Origin of the sequence: Marinobacter sp. RI1 (assembly GCF_041155085.1) — a bacterium.
GTDB lineage: Bacteria > Pseudomonadota > Gammaproteobacteria > Pseudomonadales > Oleiphilaceae > Marinobacter > Marinobacter nauticus.
In genome coordinates, this window is sequence record NZ_AP031605.1 from 1,816,971 (window position 1) to 1,839,583 (window position 22,613).

Below are 22,613 nucleotides of genomic sequence, written 5' to 3' on the forward strand. Positions count from 1 at the left end.
GCTCAGATTTCTCCCCGGGTTTGAAGGTGTGGCAGTTCGGTGTGGCGCACCTGCACATTGCGGTAATTATCGCGGAAATAGCGCCCGAGCTGCTCACACACATAAACAGAGCGGTGCTGGCCACCGGTGCAACCGATGGAAATGGTCATGTAACTACGATTGCTGTCGGCAAACGAGGGCAGCCAGGTATTCAGGAAGCCCGTGACGTCATCCACCATCTGACGTGTCAGCGGTTCCCGTTCCAGAAATTCGATGACCGGCTGATCAACGCCGGTGTGCTTGCGCAGGCTGGTGTCCCAGTATGGATTGGGCAGGCAGCGTACGTCGAAGACGTAGTCTGAATCCACCGGCACGCCGTGCTTGAAGCCAAAGGACTGGAACAGCAGTGCCAGTTCCTGATCCTTGCGGCCGGCCACGCGCTGCTTGATCATGTCGCGTAGCTCGTACATGGAGAGCCCGGTCGTGTTGACATAAAGATCGGCCAGCTTTGACAGGGGTTCCAGTAATTGCTTTTCGTTGGTGATTGCCTCCCGCAGAGACGTCTTGTCATCGCTTAGCGGATGCTTGCGGCGGGTTGCGTGAAAGCGTTGCAGCAGTGACTGTTCGTCGGCATCCAGGAATATGATTTCAACCTCGACACCGGTCTGCTTCAGTTGCTGGTAAATGGTTTCAAAATTGGCCAGCTCGGCGGACAGGTTACGGGCATCAATACTGACGGCCATTTTTTTCAGCCGGCCGGGCGCTTCCTGGGTGGCCGCCTCTCGGGTCAGCGGGAACAGCAAGCCAATGGGCAGGTTGTCGATGCAGTAGAATCCCAGGTCTTCCAGCACATGCAGGGCCGTACTCTTGCCGGAACCGGATCGGCCACTGACGATAATCAGCTTCATGGGACTGTTTCTCCTTCAATCTGCCTGGCAGCCTGTCCAGATGTCAGGCTGATCTCAGTGATTACTCTCCGCCATACGCTGGTAAAGGGTCGCGGGATCTTCACTCTGGCGCAGCCGGGCGCAGAAAGTACTGTCATTGAAGCGCTCCGCCAGCTGGCTCAGTAACTCCAGGTGTTCACTGGTGGCTTCTTTGGGGACGATCAGGGCAAACACCAGATCTACCGGCTGGTTATCGATAGCATCAAAGTCTACCGGCTCCTCCAGAGTCATCAGCACGCCGATGACGCGGTCCAGGCCTTCCAGTCGGCAGTGGGGGATGGCAATACCCTCACCGATACCGGTGCTGCCCAGCCGTTCGCGGGAGACCAGATTGTTGAAGATCTGGGTGTCGCTGAGGATTTCATCCTGAAAGTGAATCCGTTCAGCGATGAACTCCAGCACACGTTTCTTGCTTGAGGCCGGCACCTTACAGAGGGTCAGTTCAGGGGCAAGAATATTGTCGATGGTCAGGGATGGCTCGCTCATGGATCGACTGCATGTCCGTAAAAAAAAGGCTGCGGCCGGTTAGCCCCGCCGCAGCTCGTTTCATGAAACACCCGGTAAGGTTCGCGCTTCAGCGACCGCCGTTACCGTGCATCCGGTCTACGTTCTTTTCCTTGTGCTTGAGGATCTGACGGTCCAGCTTGTCGACCAGAGCGTCGATTGCGGCGTACATGTCCTCATTTTCTGCCTTTGCGTGAATCTCACCACCAATCACGTGCAGCGTGGCTTCCGCCATCTGGCGCACCTTCTCGACCTCCAGGGTGACCTGGCAGTTACTGATGTGGTCGAAGTGACGCTCCAGCTTCTCGAACTTGGTGTTGACGTAATCCTTCAGAGCGGGAGTTAGTTCTACGTGATGGCCTGAAATGTTGAGTTGCATAGGCGTCTCCTGTTGTCATACTGCCGGCGTGCTTGCCGGCTTGCGTGCCAGTGCATCTTGCACCGGCGAAAGTTTAAACCAGGCGTTTTCGTTCGTTCGAGGGAGGAATATGCATGGCCTCCCGGTATTTGGCCACGGTACGCCGCGCCACGTTGATTCCCTGTTCCCCTAGCATGGCTGCAATTTTGCTATCGCTCAATGGCTTTTTCGGGGTTTCCTCGGCAATCAGCTTCTTGATCATCGCCCGGATGGCTGTAGACGAGCATTCGCCGCCCTCGGCGGTGCTGACGTGGCTGGAGAAAAAGTACTTCAGCTCAAAAATACCGCGGGGCGTGTGCATGTACTTCTGGGTGGTAACCCGGGAAATCGTGGACTCGTGCATTTCCACCGCCTGGGCAATGTCAGACAGGATCAGAGGCTTCATGGCTTCTTCGCCCTGATCCAGGAACCCTTGCTGGTGTTCAACGATGCGGGTGGCCACTTTCAGCAGGGTTTCATTCCGGCTTTGCAGGCTCTTGATAAACCATTTCGCTTCTTGCAGCTGGTCGCGCAGGTAGGTGTTATCGGCACTGCTGTCAGCCCGGCGGATCAGTGAAGCGTAGCTGGCATTCACCCGGATACGCGGAGCGATTTCCGGGTTGAGTTCAACCCGCCAGCGGCCTTCGTGTTTGCGTACGATAACGTCCGGGATAACGTAATCCGGTTCGGCCCGGTCCACGACATCGCCAGGGCGAGGGTTCAGGCTGGTGATCAGGGCCAGTACCTGTTTCAGCTGGTCTTCCTTGAGCCGGCTGCGGCGCAACAGCTGTGCGTAGTCCCGGTTGCCAAGCAGATGCAGGAACTGGGTAACCACCAGTCTCGCCTGGCGCAGCCAGGGGGTATCCGGTGGCAGCTGGTTGAGCTGAATCAGCAGGCATTCCTGGAGATCCCGAGCGAACACGCCGGGCGGGTCGAAGTGTTGCAGGCGGTGGAGTACCGCTTCCACTTCGTCCAGTTCCAACGGGTCTTCTTCGGTTTCGTCCAGCAGGCCTGCGTGAATGTCCTCAATGTCAGACGTCAGGTAGCCGCGCTCATCCACAGCATCCAGCAGCGCGTGGGCAATGGCCTGATCCCGCTCGCTCAGAGGCGTCAGGTTCAGCTGCCACTCGAGGTGATCCTGCAGGGTTTCGGTAGGCGAGTTCCGGGTTTCGAAATCCGATTCGTGCTCGTCTTCGCCTTTGCTGGCCGGAGCCGGGGCAGACTGGTAGATGTCGTCCCAGGCGGTATCCACTGGCAGATCATCGGGAATGTTGTCCGGAATATCGTTCTCGGACGACCAGTCCGGGCCGTTCTCGGTTTCGTCCCAGTCCGGGCTCGCGTCCTGGTGGCTGTCGTCCTGGTTGGCCTCAGAGCTGGAAGCTTCACTGTGCTCGTGCTCTTCGCGCTCGTCGCCTTCAGGGTGCTCATCGTCCTCTGAGGTTTCCAGCATGGGGTTGGACTCCAGCGCCTGCTGGATTTCCTGCTGGAGATCGAGGGTAGAAAGCTGTAGCAGGCGTATGGCCTGCTGCAGCTGGGGCGTCATGGTCAGACTCTGGCCCAGCTTAAGCTGTAATGAGGCTTTCATAACCATGGCTCAAGATCCATAACTCATGGGCATCCCGGTTGTTGCTTTGCCGGCGCACAGGCCGAAAAAAATGTTGTACGCTGGTTACTTGCCATTGTCTGTGAACAGTATAAGCAAGTTTTTTGCCGAGTTTACTTGCTACAGATCATCAAAACAATCAGACCTCGGATAAACCCTGTTTTATCAGGTCAGAGCCGGAACTCATCACCCAGATACACTTCTTTCACCTGCTGGTTTGCCAGAATGGCTTCGGCATTGCCGGAGGCGATGATGTGGCCGCCGGAAACGATGTAGGCATTCTCGCAGATGTCGAGGGTTTCCCGAACGTTATGGTCGGTAATCAACACGCCAATACCTTTATCCCGCAGGTGCCGGATAATGTGCTTGATGTCACTGACGGAGATAGGGTCTACGCCCGCGAAGGGTTCGTCCAGCAGGATAAACGCAGGCTCCATGGCCAGCGCCCGGGCGATTTCAACCCTGCGGCGTTCGCCGCCGGATAGCGCCATACCCACGCTGTCACGGATGTGAGTAATATGAAACTCTTCCAGCAACTCTTCCAGCTTGGCCTCCCGTTCCGCCCGACTCATGCCTTTGCGGGTTTCGAGGATGGCCATGATGTTGTCCCGCACGGTCAGTTTGCGAAACACGGAGGCCTCCTGGGGCAGGTAACCGATGCCCTTGCGGGCGCGCCCATGCATTGGCAGCGGGGTGATGTCCTGGGTGTCGATGGTGATCCGGCCGTGATCCGCAGGCACCAGGCCCACGATCATGTAGAAGCAGGTGGTCTTGCCGGCGCCGTTGGGGCCGAGCAGGCCGACAATCTCGCCGGAGCGAATTTCCAGAGAAACGTCCAGCACCACTTTTTTCTGCTTGTAGCTTTTTGCCAGATTACTGGCCCTGAGAACTGCCATCCGAACCTTTCCCGTCACTGGATTGAGCTGAATTACGAGGCTGAATCACCATTTCCACCCGGCCGGAGCCGCCGTCGGATGGCGTGCCGCCTTCCGCAGTAACAACGCGGCGAACGGTGTCGTAGTGGATGACGTCGCCCCGGAATACGTTGCCGTCTTGTTCAATAACGGCCTGGCGTTCAAAAATAACCAGGTTTTCATCGCCAGACCAGGTGATGTTCAGGGCCTTGGCATCGGTCGTGCCTTCGCCTTCCTGGCCGGGTTGCCGGTAATGGGCGGGGTTGCCGGCGGCTTCAATCCGGCTGACACCCTGTTGGTTGCGGTAAAGTACCACCCGATCCGCGTCCAGCCGGGTTTCGCCCTGAATCAGTTCGACAGCGCCGGTGTAAACGGCCGTTCCGGCGCTTTCATCCAGACGGGCCGAATCTGCACTGACCTTTATGGGGATATCGGAATCCAGGTTGAATGCCGATGCCGGGCCGGCCAGCAATGCCATGGCCAGAATCGCTGGCCGGCAGAAAGATCGTTTACCTGACGGTTTCATATTGTCCCTCTACCCGGGAGTTGAGTTCGAGAATGCGTTCGTTGATCCAGGCTTTCATACCGGTGGAGCGGGTGACGCCGAAAGGCTCGGTGATGGTCACCGGCTGGTCGGTGTAGACGGTGCCGTTGCTGTTGTCCAGGGTCAGTGCCTCGGTCTCCAGAACGGCTTCGCGGCCTTCGGACTGTCGGGTCAATTGGACGTTCCCCGTAAGTTCCAGCTTTTCATTGTTCTGCTGAAGGCTACCTTCATTGGACTCAATGAGCCAAGGGTCGGGGCTGCCCTCACTGAAAAGCCGGGCTATCGGCGTATCCAGATGAGCCGTGCCGGTTGCTTCAAACTGCTCAATTCTGGGGCTTTTGAGATCAATCTGGAGGTTCCCTTGCTCATCCCAGGCGCGGTATTGGCCGCCGATCACAAAGCCGTCGGGCTCTGCGGGCCCCCGTAGTTCGCTGGCGGCATTCCGCGAACTGACAGGCTCGTCACTTTGCCACAGCAGAAAAACGGTTGCTGTTACGGTGGCGGCAAGGGCCAGGGCTGTAATCCGCCGTTTGCCACGATCGCCGAAAAGCCGCTCGGTGATCATGCTGGCTCGTCCAGATAGGGGGCAAGAGTGTTGTCCAGGTGCCCTTGCGCCCAGAGCAGGAGATCGCAGGCCTCGCGCACAGCGCCCTGTCCACCGGGGCTGCGGGTACAGTAGTCGGCGTGTTGCTGAACCAGCCAGTAGCCGTTGGGTACCGTGATGCCAAGGCCGGCAAAACGCAGCGCGGGTAGGTCGGGCAGGTCGTCGCCCATGTAGGCAATCTGCTCCGGCGCAAGGTTCATATTCCGGATCAATTCCAGCAATGCGATTTTTTTGTCTTCGCGACCCTGCATCAGGTGCGGGATGCCCAAGTCCGACATTCGTCTTTCCGTAAGAGGAGAGCGTCGTCCGGTAATCACCGCCACGGTGATGCCTGCCTGCATCAGTTGTTTCAGGCCCAGGCCGTCAAGAATGTTGAAGGCCTTGAGTTCATCGCCGCTGGCACTGAAATAGAGGCGGCCATCGCTCATGATGCCGTCCACGTCCAGGGCGATCAGGCGAATGTCCGAGGCTTTGGCCTTCAGGGCTGCGTCCCAGTGGGTTTGTAACGGATGCGCTGTCTGAGTCATCAAATCACTCCGGCCCGGAGCAGGTCGTGCATATTAATGGCGCCCACCAGGGTGCCGTTTGCGTCGGTAACCGGCAAGGCGTTGATCTTCATTTCTTCCATGATATTCAAGGCTTCTGCCGCCAGGTGGTCTGCCCGGATGGTTTTGCCGTTGCGGGTCATCACGTCCTGGATGGGGGTAGTGTGCACATCCACAGATTTGTCCAGGGTCCGGCGCAGGTCGCCGTCGGTGAAGATGCCCGTCAGGGTGCCGGCGGCATTTACGACCGTGGTCATGCCCAGGCCCTTGCGGGTTATTTCCAGCAGTGCTCCGCTCAGGGTTGTGCCCTCGGCAACCTGAGGAATCTGGTCACCGGTGTGCATGATGTCGGATACCCGTAGCAGCAGGCGGCGTCCAAGGCTGCCGCCAGGGTGGGAGAACGCGAAATCCTCGGCGCTGAATCCCCGGGCTTCAAGCAGCGCCACGGCCAGGGCATCCCCCATGACCAGGGTGGCGGTGGTGCTGGAGGTCGGGGCCAGGCCCAGCGGGCAGGCTTCAATGGCCACGCTGACATCCAGGTTGGCAACGGCCTCCTGTGCCAGTACGGAATCGGGTTTGCCTGTCATGCTGATCAATGGCGCGCCCATTCGCTTGATCAGAGGGAGAATGGTGACCACTTCGCTGGTGCTGCCGCTGTTGGATATGGCGATGACCACATCCTGGGGTGTTATCATGCCCAGATCGCCATGGCTGGCTTCGCCGGGATGAACAAAAAAGGCGGGCGTGCCCGTGCTGGCGAGCGTGGCGGCAATCTTGTTGCCGATGTGCCCCGATTTGCCCATACCTGTCACCACAACCCGGCCTTTGCAGGCCATGATGACCTCGCAGGCGCGGCTGAAATCACCGTTTATACGGCTTTCCAGCGCTTCAATGGCTTCGCGCTCGATGCGGATTGCCCGTAGGGCCGAGTTGCAAAAGTCCTGGGTGTTGAAGGTATTTGATTCGGTCATGTCGGCTGGCTGTCTGCTCGATCTGGGATTTGAGGCCGAAGTATATCACTTCTGGTGCCCCCGGCTCGCCTGCATCAGGGATTCTGATCATTGCCATCAAGACATTTTACGTTGCTTTAATTGAGGTCTGGGAGAGCTTGTCATAATGTAGGCGCTCCTTGAAAGGGATGGATTATGGAGTCATCTGCGTACATAACACTTAGGGATGTGGTGTTTTCCCGTTCCGGGCGCCGGATTTTTGATGGAATCAGTCTGGATATTCCCAAAGGGAAGGTGACTGCCATCATGGGGCCCAGTGGTACCGGTAAAACCACGCTCCTCAGGCTCATCGGAGGTCAGCTTCGCCCGGATTCCGGCCAGGTGAGTGTGGCAGGCCATGACGTGCCCCGGCTAAAGCGCAAGGCGCTTTACCAACTGCGCGAAAAAATGGGCATGCTGTTCCAGAGTGGCGCGCTGTTTACCGATCTCAGTGTCTACGAGAATGTCGCTTTCCCGCTGCGTGTGCACACGTCGTTACCCGAAGATATGATTCGGGACATTGTTCTGATGAAGCTGGAGGCGGTGGGCTTGCGTGGTGCCAGAGAGCTGATGCCCTCAGAGTTGTCCGGTGGCATGACCCGGCGCGTCGCTCTGGCCCGCAGTATCGCACTGGACCCGGAGTTGATCATGTATGACGAGCCCTTTGCCGGGCAGGATCCGATTGCCATGGGCGTGCTGGTCAAGCTGATCCGGGATCTCAACAGTTCCATGGGGCTGACCAGCGTTCTGGTGTCTCACGACGTGCCTGAATCCCTGAGTATTTGCCATTACGCCTGCATTATTGCCGACGGCAAGGTGATCGGTGAGGGCACTCCCGAGGAGCTGCGGGCGCATCCGTCTGAGCGGGTTCAGCAGTTTCTTGAAGGGCAGCCTGATGGCCCGGTGCCGTTCCATTACCCGAGTGGCGATGCAGCGGCTGATTTTGGTGTGGGAGGACGGTCTTCATGATGGGTCGTATTGCCGGCCTGGGGCGGCTCGGGCTCGCGATCATCGCCTCCTTCGGTCGTTCCGGGCAGTTTCTTTTCGGCGTGCTGGCCGGCGTCCCCAGGCCTGCAACAGGTTTTCCCCTGCTGGTCAAACAGCTTTACGCAGTCGGCGTGTTGTCGCTGGCGATTGTGGTGGTGTCTGGCTTGTTCATCGGGATGGTGTTGGGGCTTCAGGGCTATACCATTCTCAGCGATTACGGCTCGGAGTCGGCGATTGGTCAGATGATTGCGCTCACGCTGGTGCGCGAACTGGGGCCGGTAGTGACGGCCCTGCTGTTCGCCGGTCGCGCGGGCTCCGCCCTGACGGCAGAGATCGGCCTGATGAAGGCGACGGAACAGCTCTCCAGTATGGAAATGATGGGGGTAGATCCGTTGCGCCGGGTCGTTGCACCGAGACTTTGGGCCGGTTTTCTCGCCATGCCGGTACTTGCCATGATTTTCTCGGTAGTGGGGATCTGGGGCGGCATGCTGGTTGGTGTGGAATGGCTGGGCGTGTTTGAGGGTTCCTTCTGGGGCAATATGCAGTCCTCCGTCGATTTTGTGGATGACGTGCTTAACGGCTTTATCAAGAGTGTGGTGTTCGGGTTTGTATGTGCCTGGATTGCGGTCTACCAGGGCTATGATTGCGTGCCCACCTCTGCTGGTATCAGTTCGGCGACCACCAAAACCGTGGTCTACTCATCGCTGGCAGTGCTCGGTCTCGATTTCGTACTGACTGCCGTCATGTTCGGTGATTTTTAACAGGATTCAGGGAGCCTTTCATGGCACAGAGAAGCATAGAAATCATTGTTGGGCTGTTCATGATTGCCGGTTTGGCCGCGCTCATGTTTCTGGCGCTGCAGGTGAGTGGCCTGTCGCCGAAATCCGCGGAGCAGACCTACACGCTGTACGCGAATTTCAACGATACCGGTGGCTTGACGCCCCGAGGCAAGGTTTCCATGGCTGGTGTCACTGTCGGTACCATCGAATCCATTACCCTGGACAGGGACACTTTCCAGGCGCGGGTAACCATGTCTATCCATGCTGAGGTTGATAACATCCCGGCCGACAGTGCAGCAGTAATACGTACATCCGGACTGCTGGGTGAGCAGTACATTGATATATCGATTGGCGGGGACCTGGAATCGCTAAACGCGGGGGATACCTTTTATTCCACCCAGTCCGCCATGAATCTGGAGCGGCTGATCAGTAACTTTGCCTCCGGCCGCTGAGCCGGGGTAATGCACAGGAGAAACTAATGAGTGCCCTTAAACACCGTTTAACGCTGATGATTGCCATGTTCGCCCTGTTGGTGGGTCAGGCCTGGGCAGGGCCGGAGGAGGATCTGAAACGTTACGTGGACGAGAACACCCAGAAGCTGGTGCAGAAGCTCAATGCCGAGAAAGGGTTGTACGAAAAGGATCCGGAGGCGTTCTATGCCAGCATGGATGAAACCCTTCAGGAGTTTGTCGATTTTCGCCGGATTGCTGCCCGGGTGATGGGCCGATATGCCCGCCAGACCACGCCAGAGCAGCGGGATGCTTTTGTCGAGAAGTTCAAGCGCAGCCTGTTTGACAGTTATGCCCAGGCCCTGGTTTCTGCGGAAGATTTCGAGATCATCGTCAAGGAAGCCACCATCCTTCCTCAGAATGAGGATCGCGCTTCGGTAGAAATGGAGTTGATCAGTGCCTCCGGCAACCGTTATCCGGTCACTTACTCAATGTACCGGACAGGTGACGACCGCTGGATGATGGAGAACGTCATCGTAGAGGGCGTTAACATCGGCCTTGCCTTCCGGGATCGCTTTGCTCAGGAAATGGAAGAGAATCGCGGCCAGGTTCAGGCGGTAATTGACGGATGGGGTGATGCGGTTGAGGCCCTGAATCTGGATGAGCAGGTGGATCGTTCATGAGTGAGCGGACCCCGGGCATCGTTCGGGACGGCACAACCCTTCGCGTAACCGGCGATGTCGATGCCGACACAGTCCTGGCGCTGCGCAAGCAGGGCGAGCAGGAAATTCAGCAGGCCGATGGCATGCTTGAGATTGATCTGTCCGGGCTTGGCACCGCCCACAGTGTGGTGCTCTCGATGCTTTTGTGTTGGCAGCGTCTGGCGTTGAGCCGGCAATGCCATCTCTCCTTCACAGGCGCCAGTGAACGACTTCGTTCATTGGCCGCACTCAGCAATCTTCAGGATCAGATTCCCGGATTTGCCGAGCACAGCTGACCGGCGCCCGGGAATTGGTTACAATTCCGCCCCTGATTTCAACTAAGTCGAGGAATCCTTATGGACGCCGCCCAGGTTACCGAACTTGTCAAAGAAGCCCTGCCCGGTTGCGAGGTTCAGGTACAGGTTGATGGCAACCACTATCTTGTTGTGGTGGTGGGTGACGTATTCGAGGGACTGCCCACCATCAAACGGCAGCAAATGATCAACAAGGTGCTGTTCCAGCATGTCATGGACGGCACCATTCACGCCCTTCACCCGAAAGCCTTTACCCCGAGCGAGTGGGCCGATCAGCAGGCCGGCGCCTGAACCGAACAGGATAATTACCGTGGACAAACTATTGATCAGGGGTCGAAAGCCCCTGGATGGCGAAATTCGCATTTCCGGTGCCAAGAACGCGGCCCTGCCCATTCTGGCGGCGACACTGCTGGCGGATGAGCCGGTCACCGTCGGCAACCTGCCGCACCTGAACGATATTACCACCATGATCGAGCTGCTCGGTCGTATGGGGGTGGAGCTGCTCATTGACGAAAAGATGAGTGTTGAAGTGCACGCCAACACCATCAAGCACTTCCATGCACCGTACGAGCTGGTAAAGACCATGCGCGCCTCCATACTGGTGCTCGGCCCGCTGGTGGCTCATTTTGGCGAAGCCGAAGTCTCCCTGCCGGGTGGCTGTGCTATCGGTACCCGGCCGGTTAACCTGCACATCCACGGTCTGGAAATGATGGGTGCCGACATAAAGGTGGAGAATGGCTACATCAAGGCCAAGACCAATGGCCGGTTGAAGGGTGCCCACATTTTCCTGGATACGGTCACCGTAACGGGTACCGAAAACCTGATGATGGCAGCTGCGCTCGCCGAGGGTAAAACCATCCTCGAAAACGCGGCCCGTGAGCCGGAAGTGGTGGATCTGGCCGAGTGCCTGATCGCCATGGGTGCCGATATCAAAGGCCACGGTACCGCGACCATTGAAATCAATGGTGTGGAGCGCCTGCACGGATGCCACTACAACGTGTTGCCGGACCGGATCGAGACCGGAACCTACCTGGTGGCGGCGGCTGCGACCGGTGGTCGGGTGAAAGTAAAAGATACCCGGGAAGATATCCTGGAAGCGGTGCTGCTCAAGCTGGAAGAGGCGGGGGCGCACATCACGACCGGCCCGGACTGGATTGAACTGGACATGAAAGGCAAGCGGCCCAAGGCTGTCAGCCTGCGGACCGCGCCGTATCCGGCGTTCCCAACGGATATGCAGGCTCAGTTTGCGGCCATGAATGCGGTCGCCGAGGGTTCCGGAACCATCGTCGAAACCGTATTTGAAAACCGCTTCATGCACTTGCAGGAACTGATCCGGATGGGTGCAGACATTACCCTTGAAGGTAATGCGGCCATCATCAAGGGCGTTGAACACCTGACCGGTGCTCCGGTGATGGCAACCGATCTGCGGGCCTCAGCCAGCCTCGTGATCGCCGGTCTGATGGCAGACGGCGATACCATTGTCGACCGCATTTACCACATTGACCGCGGTTACGAGTGCATTGAAGAGAAATTGCAGCTGTTGGGTGCCAGCATCCGCCGTCTGCCAGCCTGAATTTGACCAACGGGAACCCGGAAGGATACATGACAGATTCCATCACCATCGCCTTGTCGAAGGGTCGCATTCTGGAAGAAACCTTGCCGCTGCTGGCGGAAGCGGGCATTGAGCTTGTCGACGACGTGAAAAAGTCCCGCAAACTGGTGTTTCCCACCACCGACCCGAACGTGCGGATTCTGATCATCCGGGCGACCGATGTGCCCACCTATGTTCAATATGGTGGCGCGGATCTGGGCGTTACTGGTAAGGATGTTCTGATGGAGCACGGTGGCGACGGCCTCTACGAACCGCTTGATCTGAACATCTCCCGTTGCCGGTTGATGACCGCAGGCAAAAAAGGCGAGCAGCCACCGGCAGGCAGGATTCGTGTTGCCACCAAATTCGTCAACCTGGCCCGGCGCTACTATGCGGCTCAGGGCCGGCAGGCCGATATCATCAAGCTCTACGGGGCAATGGAGCTGGCACCGATCCTGAATCTGGCCGATGAGATTGTTGATATCGTGGATACCGGCAATACCCTCAAGGCCAACGGGCTGGAGCCAAGAGACCTGATTGACCACATCAGTAGCCGACTGGTGGTTAACCGGGCCTCCATGAAGATGAAACACGGCCAGATAAACCCCATAATCGAGAAGATGTCCGCGGCCGTTGAACGACGCCGCGATTCGTAGTGTTACTCCAAGACAGGATCTGAAAAATGACCGACAGAATCACCAGACTGAACACCACCCAGAGCGACTTTGACAGTGCGCTGGCCCAGCTGCTGGCCTGGGACGACAGTGTGGATCATCAGGTGAATGAGTCGGTTCGGCATATCCTGCACGAGGTGAAGACCCGGGGCGATGCGGCAGTGCTGGAGTTTACGGCCAAGTTTGATCGCCTGGACGTTGGCTCCATGGCTGAGCTGGAAATGGATAAAAGCCGTTTGCAGGCAGCTTTGGACCGAATTCCCCAGGATCAGCGTGAGGGTCTGGAAAAAGCGGCGGAACGCATCCGTGACTACCACGAACGCCAGAATCAGCAATCCTGGCAATACCAGGACGAAGACGGAACCGTGCTGGGCCAGAAGGTAACGCCGCTGGATCGCGCCGGTCTGTACGTGCCGGGTGGCAAGGCGGCCTATCCTTCGTCGGTACTGATGAATGCGATTCCGGCCAAAGTCGCTGGTGTCTCTGAAGTCATCATGGTGGTGCCGACCCCGGATGGTGTGGTGAATGATATGGTGCTGGCAGCGGCCGCCATTGCCGGGGTAGACCGCGTGTTTACTATCGGTGGCGCCCAGGCCGTGGCCGCGCTGGCCTATGGCACGGACACCGTGCCCTCTGTCGACAAGATCGTCGGCCCCGGTAACATCTTCGTGGCTACCGCCAAGCGCGAAGTATTCGGAGTTGTCGGTATCGACATGATTGCCGGCCCTTCGGAGATACTGGTGATCTGTGACGGCAAGACCGACCCGGACTGGATCGCCATGGACCTGTTTTCTCAGGCCGAACACGACGAGCAGGCCCAGAGCATTCTGGTCAGCCCGGACGCAGACTTCCTGGATGCGGTGGAAGCCAGTATCAACAAGCTGCTGCCGACCATGGAGCGAGAAGAAATTATCCGCACCTCCATGCTGGGGCGGGGTGCACTGATTCAGGTGGCAGATCTGAAAGAAGCCGCAGAAGTGAGTAATCGGATTGCGCCGGAGCACCTGGAGCTCTCAGTGGAAGACCCGCAGGCCATGCTCGACGACATCCGCCACGCCGGTGCGATTTTCATGGGCAGGCACACGGCCGAAGCCCTGGGTGATTATTGCGCAGGCCCGAATCACGTTTTGCCAACCAGCGGCACCGCACGGTTCAGTTCACCTCTGGGTGTGTACGATTTCCAGAAGCGCTCTTCCCTTATTGGCTTTACCGCTCAGGGCGCTGATCGTATGGGGCGGGTGGCATCGGTTCTGGCTCGTGGCGAAGGTCTGACTGCACACGCACGTTCAGCGGAGTACCGGATCAATGAGTAAGTACTGGAGCGACCTGGTCAGTGAACTCAAGCCCTACGTGCCGGGTGAACAGCCGAAAATGGCCAATCTGGTGAAGCTGAACACCAATGAAAACCCGTTCGGCCCATCGCCAAAAGTGATTGAAGCCATTCAGAGAGAGTTGAATGACAGCCTGCGCCTGTATCCGGACCCGGAAGGCCAGGCCCTGAAAGATGCCATTGCCGAATACCACGTGGATTTTGGAATCAACCCCAAACAGGTGTTTGTTGGCAACGGTTCCGATGAAGTGCTGGCGCATATCTTTCAGGGGCTTCTGAAACACGACAAGCCGATCCTATTTCCGGACATCAGCTATAGCTTCTACCCTGTGTATTGTGGCTTGTTCCAGATCGAGAGTGCGGTTATTCCATTGACCGACAGCTTTGAGATCGATCCGAACGACTACAAGCGTGACAACGGCGGCATTATCTTCCCGAACCCGAATGCGCCGACGGGACGCTACCTCGGACTTGGGCACGTAGAGGATATCCTGCAGGCCAACCCGGATAGCGTGGTAGTGGTTGATGAAGCCTATGTTGATTTCGGTGGCGAGACGGCGATTCGTCTGGTGAACCAGTACCCGAACCTGTTGGTGTGCCAGACCCTCTCCAAGGCCCGTTCACTGGCTGGCCTGAGAGTTGGCTTTGCGGTTGGTAATGAAGATCTGATCGAGGCTCTCAACCGTGTTAAAGACAGCTTCAATTCCTATCCGCTGGACCGTCTGGCTCTGGCTGGTGCCGTGGCTGCGTTTGAGGACAAGCAGTGGTTCGAGGATTCCTGCAGTGGCGTGATCCGCGAGCGCGAGCGGGTGACCAGGGAGTTGGAAACGCTTGGTTTTGAGGTGCTGCCATCCAAGGCAAACTTTGTTTTTGCCCGCCATCCCGGCCATGAAGGCGCTGAGATTGCAGCGAAGCTTCGGGAGCAGGGCGTTATTGTCCGGCATTTCAACAAGCCACGAATAAGTGATTTTCTGCGAATCACGATTGGTACGAGCGATCAGAACAATGCTCTGATAAAAGGTCTCGGTGTGCTGTAAGGCCTTGTTCCTAGAGGCGGGCTCGCCAAGAATTGAGCCCGCTGGCGTGCAGAACTTCGGTGGTAGTGATGGGCGGGAGGGGCTTTCCGGAAACCGCTACAAGCACATCCCTGTGCGCTTCTCTCCGGCCATCCATGGCCTCCGAAATTTCCGGAAAGCCCCTCCCGCCCATCACCGCTTAACTGCGTGCACGCCAGCTTACGATGATCATGAGTCAGACAGAGCAGGAGAGGTGTCATGGCCCTTAGAAACGAAATCCTCGTTAAAATAGCCGAATGGCTCCAGCCCGACAATTTTCAGGACTATGCCCCCAATGGGCTGCAAGTAGAGGGTAAGGAGAGCGTAAGCGTTATCGTGACGGGAGTGACGGCATCGCAGGCACTGATCGACGCCGCAGTCGAACAAAACGCAGACATGATCCTTGTCCACCACGGCTACTTCTGGAAAGGTGAAGACCAGACTATTCGTGGTATGAAGAAAAACCGGATCAAGCAGTTGCTGGATAACGACATCAACCTCGTCGCCTACCATCTGCCACTGGACGATCATCCGGAGTACGGTAACAACCGGCAACTGGCGAAAGTGCTCGGAATCCAGAATCCGAGGCCGTTGGGTGGGCTGGTCTGGCAGGGTGAGTTGCCGGAGCCCTTGTCAGTGGAAAAGTTTGAGTTAGAGATGGCTCGGGCTCTGCACAGGCAGCCGTTGCACGTTGGTGCCGGGGCAGAAAAAATCAAAACCGTCGCCTGGTGTACGGGCGCCGCTCAGGGCTTTATCAACGTTGCCTTGGAGGCGGGCGTAGACGCCTACATCAGTGGTGAAATCTCGGAGCCGACAACTCATACCGCCCGGGAATGCGGCATTCATTACTTTGCGGCGGGCCATCACGCGACAGAGCGTTATGGAGTGCAGGCGTTAGGGGCGGCGATTGCTGAGGCGTTTGGTGTTACACACCGTTTCATCGATTGTGATAATCCGGTATGAAAATCGTTGTCAGGCTGCGCGTGGCGCAGCCTCTGATTCCGAATCAAGCCGGGCGCTTCTCGCCCTTGTCCAGGCCGTAGTCCTCGGCAAGCGTGCCTTTGGCCTCAGGGTCGGCCTTGGGTGCATAATCCCTGGGGGGTTCTGAAGGCTCGCCATCACTGCCATGCTCCAGTCTGCCCTTGGATTTCTGATCCAGCTCTTCCATCCAGTCTTCGTCATTGCACAGACGGTTGGCGCCGCGGGCCATATGCTGGTTCACATCCCGGTAGGCGTCGTTGAACCGGCGCAACAGGTGCGCGGATTCCATAAAGTGCTCGTTCACCTGGGCCTGATAGCGCGTAAACTCGCTGCGCAGCTCTTCAATCTGCTGCTCCGCCCGGCGCTGCCGCAACGTTGCTCCCTGGCCGGAACGGCCAACCAGAATCCCGATGACAATGCCAACTACCAACGCGGCAACTGCCGCCAGAATCAGGTTTGTCATATGAAAATCGTCCTTATATTGCCTGGAAGTGAGCCAATCCCCGTAAACGGAGTATAACGCCCCAAACCGATTGAGCCCATGCTGAAACACTGAGCCAATCGTCGTATTGCCCCGAGAGCCGCCCGGCGTGGCGAAAAAACGCGAAATAGGCGACAATACCGCGCCGATTTTTCACTCGACTCAACTATTCAGGAAGCCTGATGACTGCAGCCACGTCCTCCGATACCGTTGCGAACCTGACCCCTTGGGAGCGTTACCAAAAGGATCTTGAACGCCCGGATTTTCACAAGGACCCCGCCCAGGTAGATGCAGTCCAACGCCTGCAGGCACTGTACGATAAATTGGTGGCTGCTGAAAACGAGCGCAACAAAGGGTTGGCCAAACTGCGCCGCAAACTCAAGAAGGGCCGGGAAGAGCCGGTTAAAGGCCTCTATTTCTGGGGTGGTGTTGGCCGGGGTAAAACCTATCTGATGGATACCTTTTTTGAGTCGCTGCCATTCGAGCACAAAATGCGGGTGCACTTCCACCGTTTTATGCAGCGCGTTCACAACGAATTGAAGGCTTTGAAAGGGGAGAAAAACCCCCTTGAGATGGTGGCTAAAAAGTTTGCGGACGAGACCCGTGTCATCTGTTTCGACGAGTTCTTTGTTTCCGATATTGGCGATGCCATGATCCTTGCCACGCTGATGGATGGGCTTTTTGGTCGTGGTGTTACCTTGGTGTGTACGTCCAATATCGTCCCCGATGGCCTTTATAAAGATGGCCTCCAGCGCGCGCGGTTCCTGCCTGCCATTGAGCTGGTAAAGAAGTACACCGATGTGGTGAATGTGGATGGCGGCGTGGACTATCGCCTGCGTACCCTGGAGCAGGCAGAGCTTTATCACTGTCCGCTGGATGATGAGGCGGATATCAGCTTGCGGAACAGTTTCGACGCCCTGGCCGTCGAAGCGGCGAAGCACAGTAAAACCATGGAAATCAACGGTCGCAAGATTCCGGCCCAGGCCCACGCAGACGATGTGGTCTGGTTTGACTTCAAAGACGTGTGTGACGGCCCCCGAAGCCAGAACGATTACATCGAAATGGCGCGCCAGTTCCACGCCATTATCGTCAGCAATGTACCGGTGCTTGGCGGCGACAAGGACGACCAGGCGCGCCGTTTTATCAACATGATCGATGAGTTCTACGACCGCAACGTCAAGGTCATTATCTCCGCTGCAGCGCCCATCACCGAGCTCTATTCGGGCGGGCGCCTGAGCTTTGAATTCGAGCGCACGGAATCCCGATTGCTGGAAATGCAATCCCAGGAATATCTGGAAGCGCCCCACAAACCATAACCAGAATCATAAAAAACCAACAGAGAGGTCACAGCATGAGTCAGGACAACGTTGTCATCGTGAGCGGTGTTCGCACCCCCATGGGTGGTTTTATGGGTAGTCTTGCCCCGGTTTCCGCGCCGGAACTGGGCGCAATTGCCATCGCTGAGGCGGTGAAGCGCGCCGGCCTGCAGCCTGCCGATATTCAGGAAGTCATTATGGGTAATGTGCTGCCGGCTGGCCTGAAACAGGGGCCCGCTCGCCAGGCCATGCGCAAGGCGGGACTGCCAGACAGTACTGGCGCCACCACCATTAACAAACTTTGTGGCTCCGGCATGAAAGCCACCATGTTCGCCCATGACCTGATCAAAGCCGGTTCAAACGACATCATGGTAGCCGGTGGTATGGAGAGTATGTCCAACGCGCCTCACATTTTGCTGGGCGCCCGCCAGGGCTACCGCATGGGGCCTGGGCAGGCGCCCCAGGACCATATGTTCCTGGATGGCCTCGAAGACGCCGAGACTGGCCGTTTGATGGGATCTTTCGCCCAGGAAATGGCGGACAAGAAAGGCTATACCCGGGAAGAAATGGACGACTACGCGATTTCCTCCCTGAATCGTGCCAAGAAAGCGATTGAAGAAGGCCTGCTCAAAGAAGAGATCATCCCCGTTACCGTCAAGACCCGTAAGGGAGAGGTGGTAGTAGAGGATGATGAGCAGCCCCACAACGCCAACATTGAGAAGATTCCGACACTGCGCCCGGCGTTTGCCAAAGACGGTACCGTGACTGCGGCAAACGCGTCTTCCATTTCTGACGGCTCCTCAGCACTGGTGCTGATGCGTGAATCCGAAGCCGAAAAACGTGGCCTCAAGCCCCTGGCGCGGATCGTTGCCCATAGCACTCAGTCCCAGCATCCCAGCGAGTTCACCTGTGCGCCAGTGGGCGCGATCCAGACACTTTTCCAGAAAACCGGCTGGACCAAGGACGATGTTGACCTTTACGAGATCAACGAAGCCTTCGCCATGGTGGCCATGATGCCTATCAAAGAGCTGGGCCTGGATCCGGACAAGGTGAATATTCACGGTGGCGCCTGTGCCCAGGGGCATCCGGTTGGGTCTACCGGTTCCCGTCTTCTGGTTACCCTGATGCATGCCCTCAAGCGCTATGGCAAAAAGAAGGGTGTTGCCGCGCTCTGCATCGGTGGTGGTGAAGCCACCGCAATGGCGATCGAAATGCTGTAAGACGACAGGTGGTTGCACTCCTGAATCTTGTCTATAGTGAGGGAGTGCGAGCCCCGGCTGAACAGAGAGTGACAGCAAAATCATACTTTTGACTGATCAAAGCCCCCGAAAGGCTTAGCTATAGTGCAATCATCACGGCACTGTGTGTACAGCCGTCAGGACACCTAACACCAGAACAATCGAGCAGCGACTCAGAACAACAACGGAGTAGCCTTCCAATGACAAGAAAAACTCAACCGTGGCAGCGTTGGACCAAGTTACCACTTGCCGTAGCCATAGCCGCCGGCGTGTCCGGCCAGGCAGCAGCATACTCGTTCTACATGGGTGATGTTGAGGCTCAGTTCAATACCACGTTATCTGCCGGTGCTTCCTGGCGAGTAGAAGAAGCTGACAAGCGTCTTCTGGCTCCGCATGATGGGCGGGGTACTGCTTCCACCAACAACTATGACGACGGTAATCGCAATTTCGACAAAGGCGATACCATCTCCAAGATCGTCAAGGGTAACAGTGAGCTGTTCCTGGATTATGCAGTCGACAGTCAGTATCTGACCCGCGTAGGTGGTTTTGTTCGTGGCCGCTATTGGTATGACTTCGAACTCAAAGACGAGAATCGCCGTTACGTAGAGCTCAACGAGAAAGCAAAGGATAATGCCTCAGGCGGCGAAATCCTCGATGCCTACGTGTTTTCTGACTGGTACTTCGGCAACATCCCGGTGAGCCTGCGCTATGGTAAGCAGGTAGTGAGCTGGGGTGAGAGTACTTTTATCCAGGGTGGTATCAATACCATCAACCCGGTAGACGTTCAGGCGTTCCGTGCTCCAGGCTCCGAATTGAAGGATGCGTTGCTGCCGGTTGAGATGTTCTACATGTCTGCCGGTGTCACTGAAAACGTCTCCGTTGAAGCCTTCGTTCAGGCCAAATGGGAGCCGGTGCGCCCGGACGATTGCGGAACCTTCTTCTCTACCATTGATTTTGTCGCCGATGGCTGCGGCCCTATCTGGCCGTCAGGTGCAGTGAGCGAAGCACAAAGTCAGCTGCTTGATGCAACAGATGCATTGGGCCTTGGCGGCTACGCCATTAATCGCCTTGCCGATGTAGAGGCAGACTCCAAGGACCAGTTCGGTGTGGCTGTTCGTTGGTATGTGCCTGAACTGAATGATTCTGAATTGGGCTTCTATTACATCAAGTACAACAGCCGCCTGCCGTACGTAAGCGGTGTGCTGAACGACGGTCCTGGGCCCCAGGCGGGTGGGTTCCCTGAGTACTTTATGGAGTACCCGGAGAACATTGACCTCTACGGTATCAGTATCAACACAACCACGCCCGGCGGCTGGTCACTGGGTGCCGAGTACAGCTTCCGTGAGGATGTGCCCCTTCAGTGGAACGCCTTTGAGCTGATCTATGCTGGTCTGCAGCTGCCGGGGCCCGATGGCCCAGTGAGTCTTCTGCAGCGTCAGCGTCAGGAAGAGCTGGGCACAACCGATATTAATGGTCTCAGGGCGTCCGGTAACGATCGCTTTAACGTATCCCAGTTCCAGTTCACTCTGATCAAGTTCTTCGATCAGGTTATGGGCGCCAGCCGTCTGTCCCTGATCAATGAAGTAGGCATGACCTGGGTCCACGATCTGCCCGGTTATGACGAGGCACGTTATGGCCGCTCCGGCACCTTCGGCGTTGGTCCAGTGCCGACCTCTCAGGGTGATGCCTGTTCTCAGCCAGTTATAGGTGGCGCGCCGCTTAACCTGAATACTGACTACTGTGAAAACGACGGCTTCACCACTGATTTCTCCTGGGGTTACCGTACCCGTCTGGTATGGGACTACCCGAACGTGTTTGCAGGTGTAAACCTGTCGCCGCAGCTGGCCTGGAGCCACGACGTAGAAGGTTATTCCCCGCAGCCGGGTGGTGCCTTCAACGAAGGAAGCAAAGCGCTTGGTCTGTCCGTTCAGGCGGTTTATCAGAACAAGATCACAGGCAACATCGGCTACACAAACTTTTTCGGTGGCAAACCGTATAACGAGTTGACCGACCGTGATTTCGTGAGTGCGAGCGTTTCCTACTCATTCTGAACCGGACCGAATTCGTTCAACGAGGTAATTTAGATGAAATTAAACAAGAAACTACTGGCCACAGGTGTACTGGCTGCAAGTCTCTTTACCGGTCAGGCCTGGGGCGCGGTTTCTGCAGAAGAAGCGGCCAAGCTGGGCGATACTCTGACCCCGATGGGTGCGGAGAAGTCTGGTAATGGCGGTGCCATCCCGGCATGGACTGGCGGGTTAACAACTCCGCCAGCGGGCTACAAGGGCGACGGTATCTATGTAAATCCGTTCCCGAATGAGCAGCCCGAGTTTGTCATTGATCAGAGCAATGTTGATCAATATGCCGACAAGCTGTCTCCGGGCCAGGTGGCGATGATTCGCCAGTACGCCGATTACAAGATTCCGGTCTATCCGACCCATCGTACGGCGGCTTACCCGAAAGAAGTGATGGATGAGACCGTTGAGAACGCCACCAAGGTGGAGTTGATTCAGGACGGTAACGGGCTGGGCAATTACGAGAGTGCAACGCCGTTCCCGATTCCCCAGAACGGCCTCGAAGCTATCTGGAACCACATTACCCGGTATCGCGGTGGTTCGGTGCAGCGGAACGTTGGCCAGGTCACTCCTACAGCCGGTGGCGACTACTCAGTGGTCAAGTTCCAGGACGAACTGACATGGCGTACTTACCTGAACGATTATCAGCCAGGTGAAGACGACAACGTTCTGTTCTACTTCAAGCAGGCTATTACTGCGCCAGCGCGTCTGGCGGGTAACGTACTGCTGGTACATGAAACGATTGATCAGGTGAAAGAACCGCGCCGGGCGTGGATCTACAACGCCGGTCAGCGTCGGGTTCGTCGTGCTCCGCAGGTTGCCTACGATGGTCCGGGTACTGCGGCTGATGGCATGCGTACCTCTGACAACTTCGACATGTACAACGGCGCTCCCGATCGCTACAACTGGGAACTGCTGGGCAAGAAGGAAATGTACATTCCGTACAACTCCTACAAGCTGGTGGATCGCGGCCTGAGCTACGACGAAATCATCAAAGCCGGACACATCAATCAGGATCTGACCCGTTACGAGCTGCACCGTGTGTGGCACGTGCGTGCAACCCTGAAGGACGGTGAGCGGCATGTATACGCCCAGCGTGACTTCTACATTGATGAGGACTCCTGGCAGGCAGCGGTTATCGATCACTACGATGGCCGTGGCGAGCTCTGGCGTGTCGCTGAAGCCCACGGAATGCAGTTCTACGATCAGAACGTGCCCTGGTACGCGATCGAAGTACTGTACGATCTGCTCTCCGGTCGTTACCTGGCTCTTGGCCTGACGAACGAAGAGAACCAGCCGTACACCTTCGGTGTCGAGCGTCAGTCACGGGATTACACGCCGGCGGCTCTGCGTCGCGCTGGAACCCGTTAATAACAGCGTTTCACCGCTGTCAGGAAAAGCGAGCCTTTACGGCTCGCTTTTTTTTGGCCGTTGGTAAGTGTCTTCGCGTTAAAAAATCGCCTCTAACCTCTTTTTTCCCCGTCAATTTTTTGCAGCAAGCACCTGCTTTGGTTTAACCTCTCCCTCAAGACTCATACTAAAGGCGTACCCCATGCAGGACGCCATGCCGTTTTCGGCCTAAGCAAGACTCTTATTTTCCGGTTTGGGCGTTCGTC

At 57.0% G+C, this 22,613-nt stretch carries 25 protein-coding genes; 15 read left to right on the forward strand and 10 right to left on the reverse strand.

Annotated features, from left to right (window positions below; genetic code table 11):
- Window positions 1-2: 2 nt before the first annotated feature.
- From rapZ to ACAM27_RS08220, 9 genes are all read right to left on the reverse strand, one after another.
- Entirely contained in the window at window positions 3-887 is an 885-nt protein-coding gene (gene rapZ, locus ACAM27_RS08180) for an RNase adapter RapZ (protein ID WP_014422110.1), read from the reverse strand.
- Between the two features lie 54 nt (window positions 888-941).
- Window positions 942-1,412 carry a PTS IIA-like nitrogen regulatory protein PtsN gene (gene ptsN / locus ACAM27_RS08185; RefSeq protein WP_022992011.1) on the reverse strand — a complete coding sequence of 157 codons (471 nt, stop codon included), beginning with the start codon at window positions 1,410-1,412 and terminating at the stop codon, window positions 942-944.
- Window positions 1,413-1,500: 88 nt separating this feature from the next.
- Entirely contained in the window at window positions 1,501-1,809 is a 309-nt protein-coding gene (gene hpf / locus ACAM27_RS08190; protein WP_011786161.1) for a ribosome hibernation promoting factor, read from the reverse strand.
- A gap of 73 nt (window positions 1,810-1,882) precedes the next feature.
- Complete coding sequence (locus tag ACAM27_RS08195) at window positions 1,883-3,412, reverse strand: RNA polymerase factor sigma-54 (RefSeq protein ID WP_036149291.1); 1,530 nt, start codon at window positions 3,410-3,412, stop codon at window positions 1,883-1,885.
- Window positions 3,413-3,600: 188 nt separating this feature from the next.
- Window positions 3,601-4,326, reverse strand: coding sequence for an LPS export ABC transporter ATP-binding protein (lptB, locus tag ACAM27_RS08200; RefSeq protein WP_014422107.1), 726 nt, complete (start codon window positions 4,324-4,326; stop codon window positions 3,601-3,603).
- Window positions 4,304-4,870 (reverse strand): lipopolysaccharide transport periplasmic protein LptA, encoded by a 567-nt coding sequence (lptA, locus tag ACAM27_RS08205; RefSeq protein WP_114434201.1) that lies wholly within the window; start codon window positions 4,868-4,870, stop codon window positions 4,304-4,306. Before lptA ends, lptB begins: the two co-directional genes overlap by 23 nt.
- On the reverse strand, window positions 4,854-5,453 hold the full coding sequence (gene lptC / locus ACAM27_RS08210) for an LPS export ABC transporter periplasmic protein LptC (RefSeq protein ID WP_022992009.1): 600 nt from the start codon (window positions 5,451-5,453) through the stop codon (window positions 4,854-4,856). The genes lptA and lptC overlap by 17 nt, the downstream gene beginning before the upstream one ends.
- Entirely contained in the window at window positions 5,450-6,019 is a 570-nt protein-coding gene (locus ACAM27_RS08215; RefSeq protein ID WP_222197007.1) for an HAD family hydrolase, read from the reverse strand. The genes lptC and ACAM27_RS08215 overlap by 4 nt, the downstream gene beginning before the upstream one ends.
- Window positions 6,019-7,008, reverse strand: coding sequence for a KpsF/GutQ family sugar-phosphate isomerase (locus tag ACAM27_RS08220; protein ID WP_011786155.1), 990 nt, complete (start codon window positions 7,006-7,008; stop codon window positions 6,019-6,021). The genes ACAM27_RS08215 and ACAM27_RS08220 overlap by 1 nt, the downstream gene beginning before the upstream one ends.
- A 174-nt stretch (window positions 7,009-7,182) precedes the next feature.
- Here ACAM27_RS08220 and ACAM27_RS08225 point away from each other — a divergent pair, with 174 nt between their 5' ends.
- The 11 genes from ACAM27_RS08225 to ACAM27_RS08275 all read left to right on the forward strand — a co-directional run bounded on the left by ACAM27_RS08225 (window position 7,183) and on the right by ACAM27_RS08275 (window position 15,869).
- Window positions 7,183-7,995 (forward strand): ATP-binding cassette domain-containing protein, encoded by an 813-nt coding sequence (locus ACAM27_RS08225; protein WP_011786154.1) that lies wholly within the window; start codon window positions 7,183-7,185, stop codon window positions 7,993-7,995.
- Window positions 7,992-8,774, forward strand: a complete 783-nt coding sequence (mlaE, locus tag ACAM27_RS08230) for a lipid asymmetry maintenance ABC transporter permease subunit MlaE (RefSeq protein WP_222197010.1) — start codon at window positions 7,992-7,994, stop codon at window positions 8,772-8,774. Before ACAM27_RS08225 ends, mlaE begins: the two co-directional genes overlap by 4 nt.
- Window positions 8,775-8,794: 20 nt before the next feature.
- Window positions 8,795-9,244 carry an outer membrane lipid asymmetry maintenance protein MlaD gene (gene mlaD / locus ACAM27_RS08235; RefSeq protein WP_022992004.1) on the forward strand — a complete coding sequence of 150 codons (450 nt, stop codon included), beginning with the start codon at window positions 8,795-8,797 and terminating at the stop codon, window positions 9,242-9,244.
- A 26-nt stretch (window positions 9,245-9,270) separates the two neighbouring features.
- Window positions 9,271-9,924, forward strand: coding sequence for a phospholipid-binding protein MlaC (locus ACAM27_RS08240; protein ID WP_222197012.1), 654 nt, complete (start codon window positions 9,271-9,273; stop codon window positions 9,922-9,924).
- Window positions 9,921-10,238 carry a lipid asymmetry maintenance protein MlaB gene (locus ACAM27_RS08245; protein WP_222197014.1) on the forward strand — a complete coding sequence of 106 codons (318 nt, stop codon included), beginning with the start codon at window positions 9,921-9,923 and terminating at the stop codon, window positions 10,236-10,238. The genes ACAM27_RS08240 and ACAM27_RS08245 overlap by 4 nt, the downstream gene beginning before the upstream one ends.
- 60 nt (window positions 10,239-10,298) lie before the next feature.
- Window positions 10,299-10,547, forward strand: a complete 249-nt coding sequence (locus ACAM27_RS08250; RefSeq protein ID WP_014422100.1) for a BolA family protein — start codon at window positions 10,299-10,301, stop codon at window positions 10,545-10,547.
- 19 nt (window positions 10,548-10,566) lie between these two features.
- Window positions 10,567-11,829, forward strand: coding sequence for a UDP-N-acetylglucosamine 1-carboxyvinyltransferase (murA, locus tag ACAM27_RS08255; RefSeq protein ID WP_011786148.1), 1,263 nt, complete (start codon window positions 10,567-10,569; stop codon window positions 11,827-11,829).
- Between the two features lie 29 nt (window positions 11,830-11,858).
- Entirely contained in the window at window positions 11,859-12,503 is a 645-nt protein-coding gene (gene hisG, locus ACAM27_RS08260; protein WP_222197015.1) for an ATP phosphoribosyltransferase, read from the forward strand.
- Between the two features lie 26 nt (window positions 12,504-12,529).
- Window positions 12,530-13,834 (forward strand): histidinol dehydrogenase, encoded by a 1,305-nt coding sequence (hisD, locus tag ACAM27_RS08265; protein WP_023011326.1) that lies wholly within the window; start codon window positions 12,530-12,532, stop codon window positions 13,832-13,834.
- On the forward strand, window positions 13,827-14,888 hold the full coding sequence (hisC, locus tag ACAM27_RS08270; RefSeq protein WP_369612818.1) for a histidinol-phosphate transaminase: 1,062 nt from the start codon (window positions 13,827-13,829) through the stop codon (window positions 14,886-14,888). Before hisD ends, hisC begins: the two co-directional genes overlap by 8 nt.
- 237 nt (window positions 14,889-15,125) lie before the next feature.
- Window positions 15,126-15,869, forward strand: coding sequence for a Nif3-like dinuclear metal center hexameric protein (locus ACAM27_RS08275; RefSeq protein WP_369612819.1), 744 nt, complete (start codon window positions 15,126-15,128; stop codon window positions 15,867-15,869).
- 43 nt (window positions 15,870-15,912) lie between these two features.
- Here the strand turns inward: ACAM27_RS08275 and ACAM27_RS08280 are convergent, their stop codons facing one another.
- Window positions 15,913-16,350, reverse strand: coding sequence for a YhcB family protein (locus ACAM27_RS08280; RefSeq protein ID WP_011786143.1), 438 nt, complete (start codon window positions 16,348-16,350; stop codon window positions 15,913-15,915).
- A gap of 236 nt (window positions 16,351-16,586) precedes the next feature.
- Here ACAM27_RS08280 and zapE point away from each other — a divergent pair, with 236 nt between their 5' ends.
- The 4 genes from zapE to ACAM27_RS08300 all read left to right on the forward strand — a co-directional run bounded on the left by zapE (window position 16,587) and on the right by ACAM27_RS08300 (window position 22,368).
- Window positions 16,587-17,684 carry a cell division protein ZapE gene (gene zapE, locus ACAM27_RS08285; RefSeq protein WP_369612871.1) on the forward strand — a complete coding sequence of 366 codons (1,098 nt, stop codon included), beginning with the start codon at window positions 16,587-16,589 and terminating at the stop codon, window positions 17,682-17,684.
- 35 nt (window positions 17,685-17,719) lie between these two features.
- Entirely contained in the window at window positions 17,720-18,904 is a 1,185-nt protein-coding gene (locus tag ACAM27_RS08290) for a thiolase family protein (protein WP_014422096.1), read from the forward strand.
- Window positions 18,905-19,122: 218 nt separating this feature from the next.
- Window positions 19,123-20,973 carry a DUF1302 domain-containing protein gene (locus ACAM27_RS08295; RefSeq protein ID WP_183576433.1) on the forward strand — a complete coding sequence of 617 codons (1,851 nt, stop codon included), beginning with the start codon at window positions 19,123-19,125 and terminating at the stop codon, window positions 20,971-20,973.
- 33 nt (window positions 20,974-21,006) lie between these two features.
- Window positions 21,007-22,368, forward strand: a complete 1,362-nt coding sequence (locus ACAM27_RS08300) for a DUF1329 domain-containing protein (RefSeq protein WP_121207114.1) — start codon at window positions 21,007-21,009, stop codon at window positions 22,366-22,368.
- Window positions 22,369-22,613 lie beyond the last annotated feature (245 nt).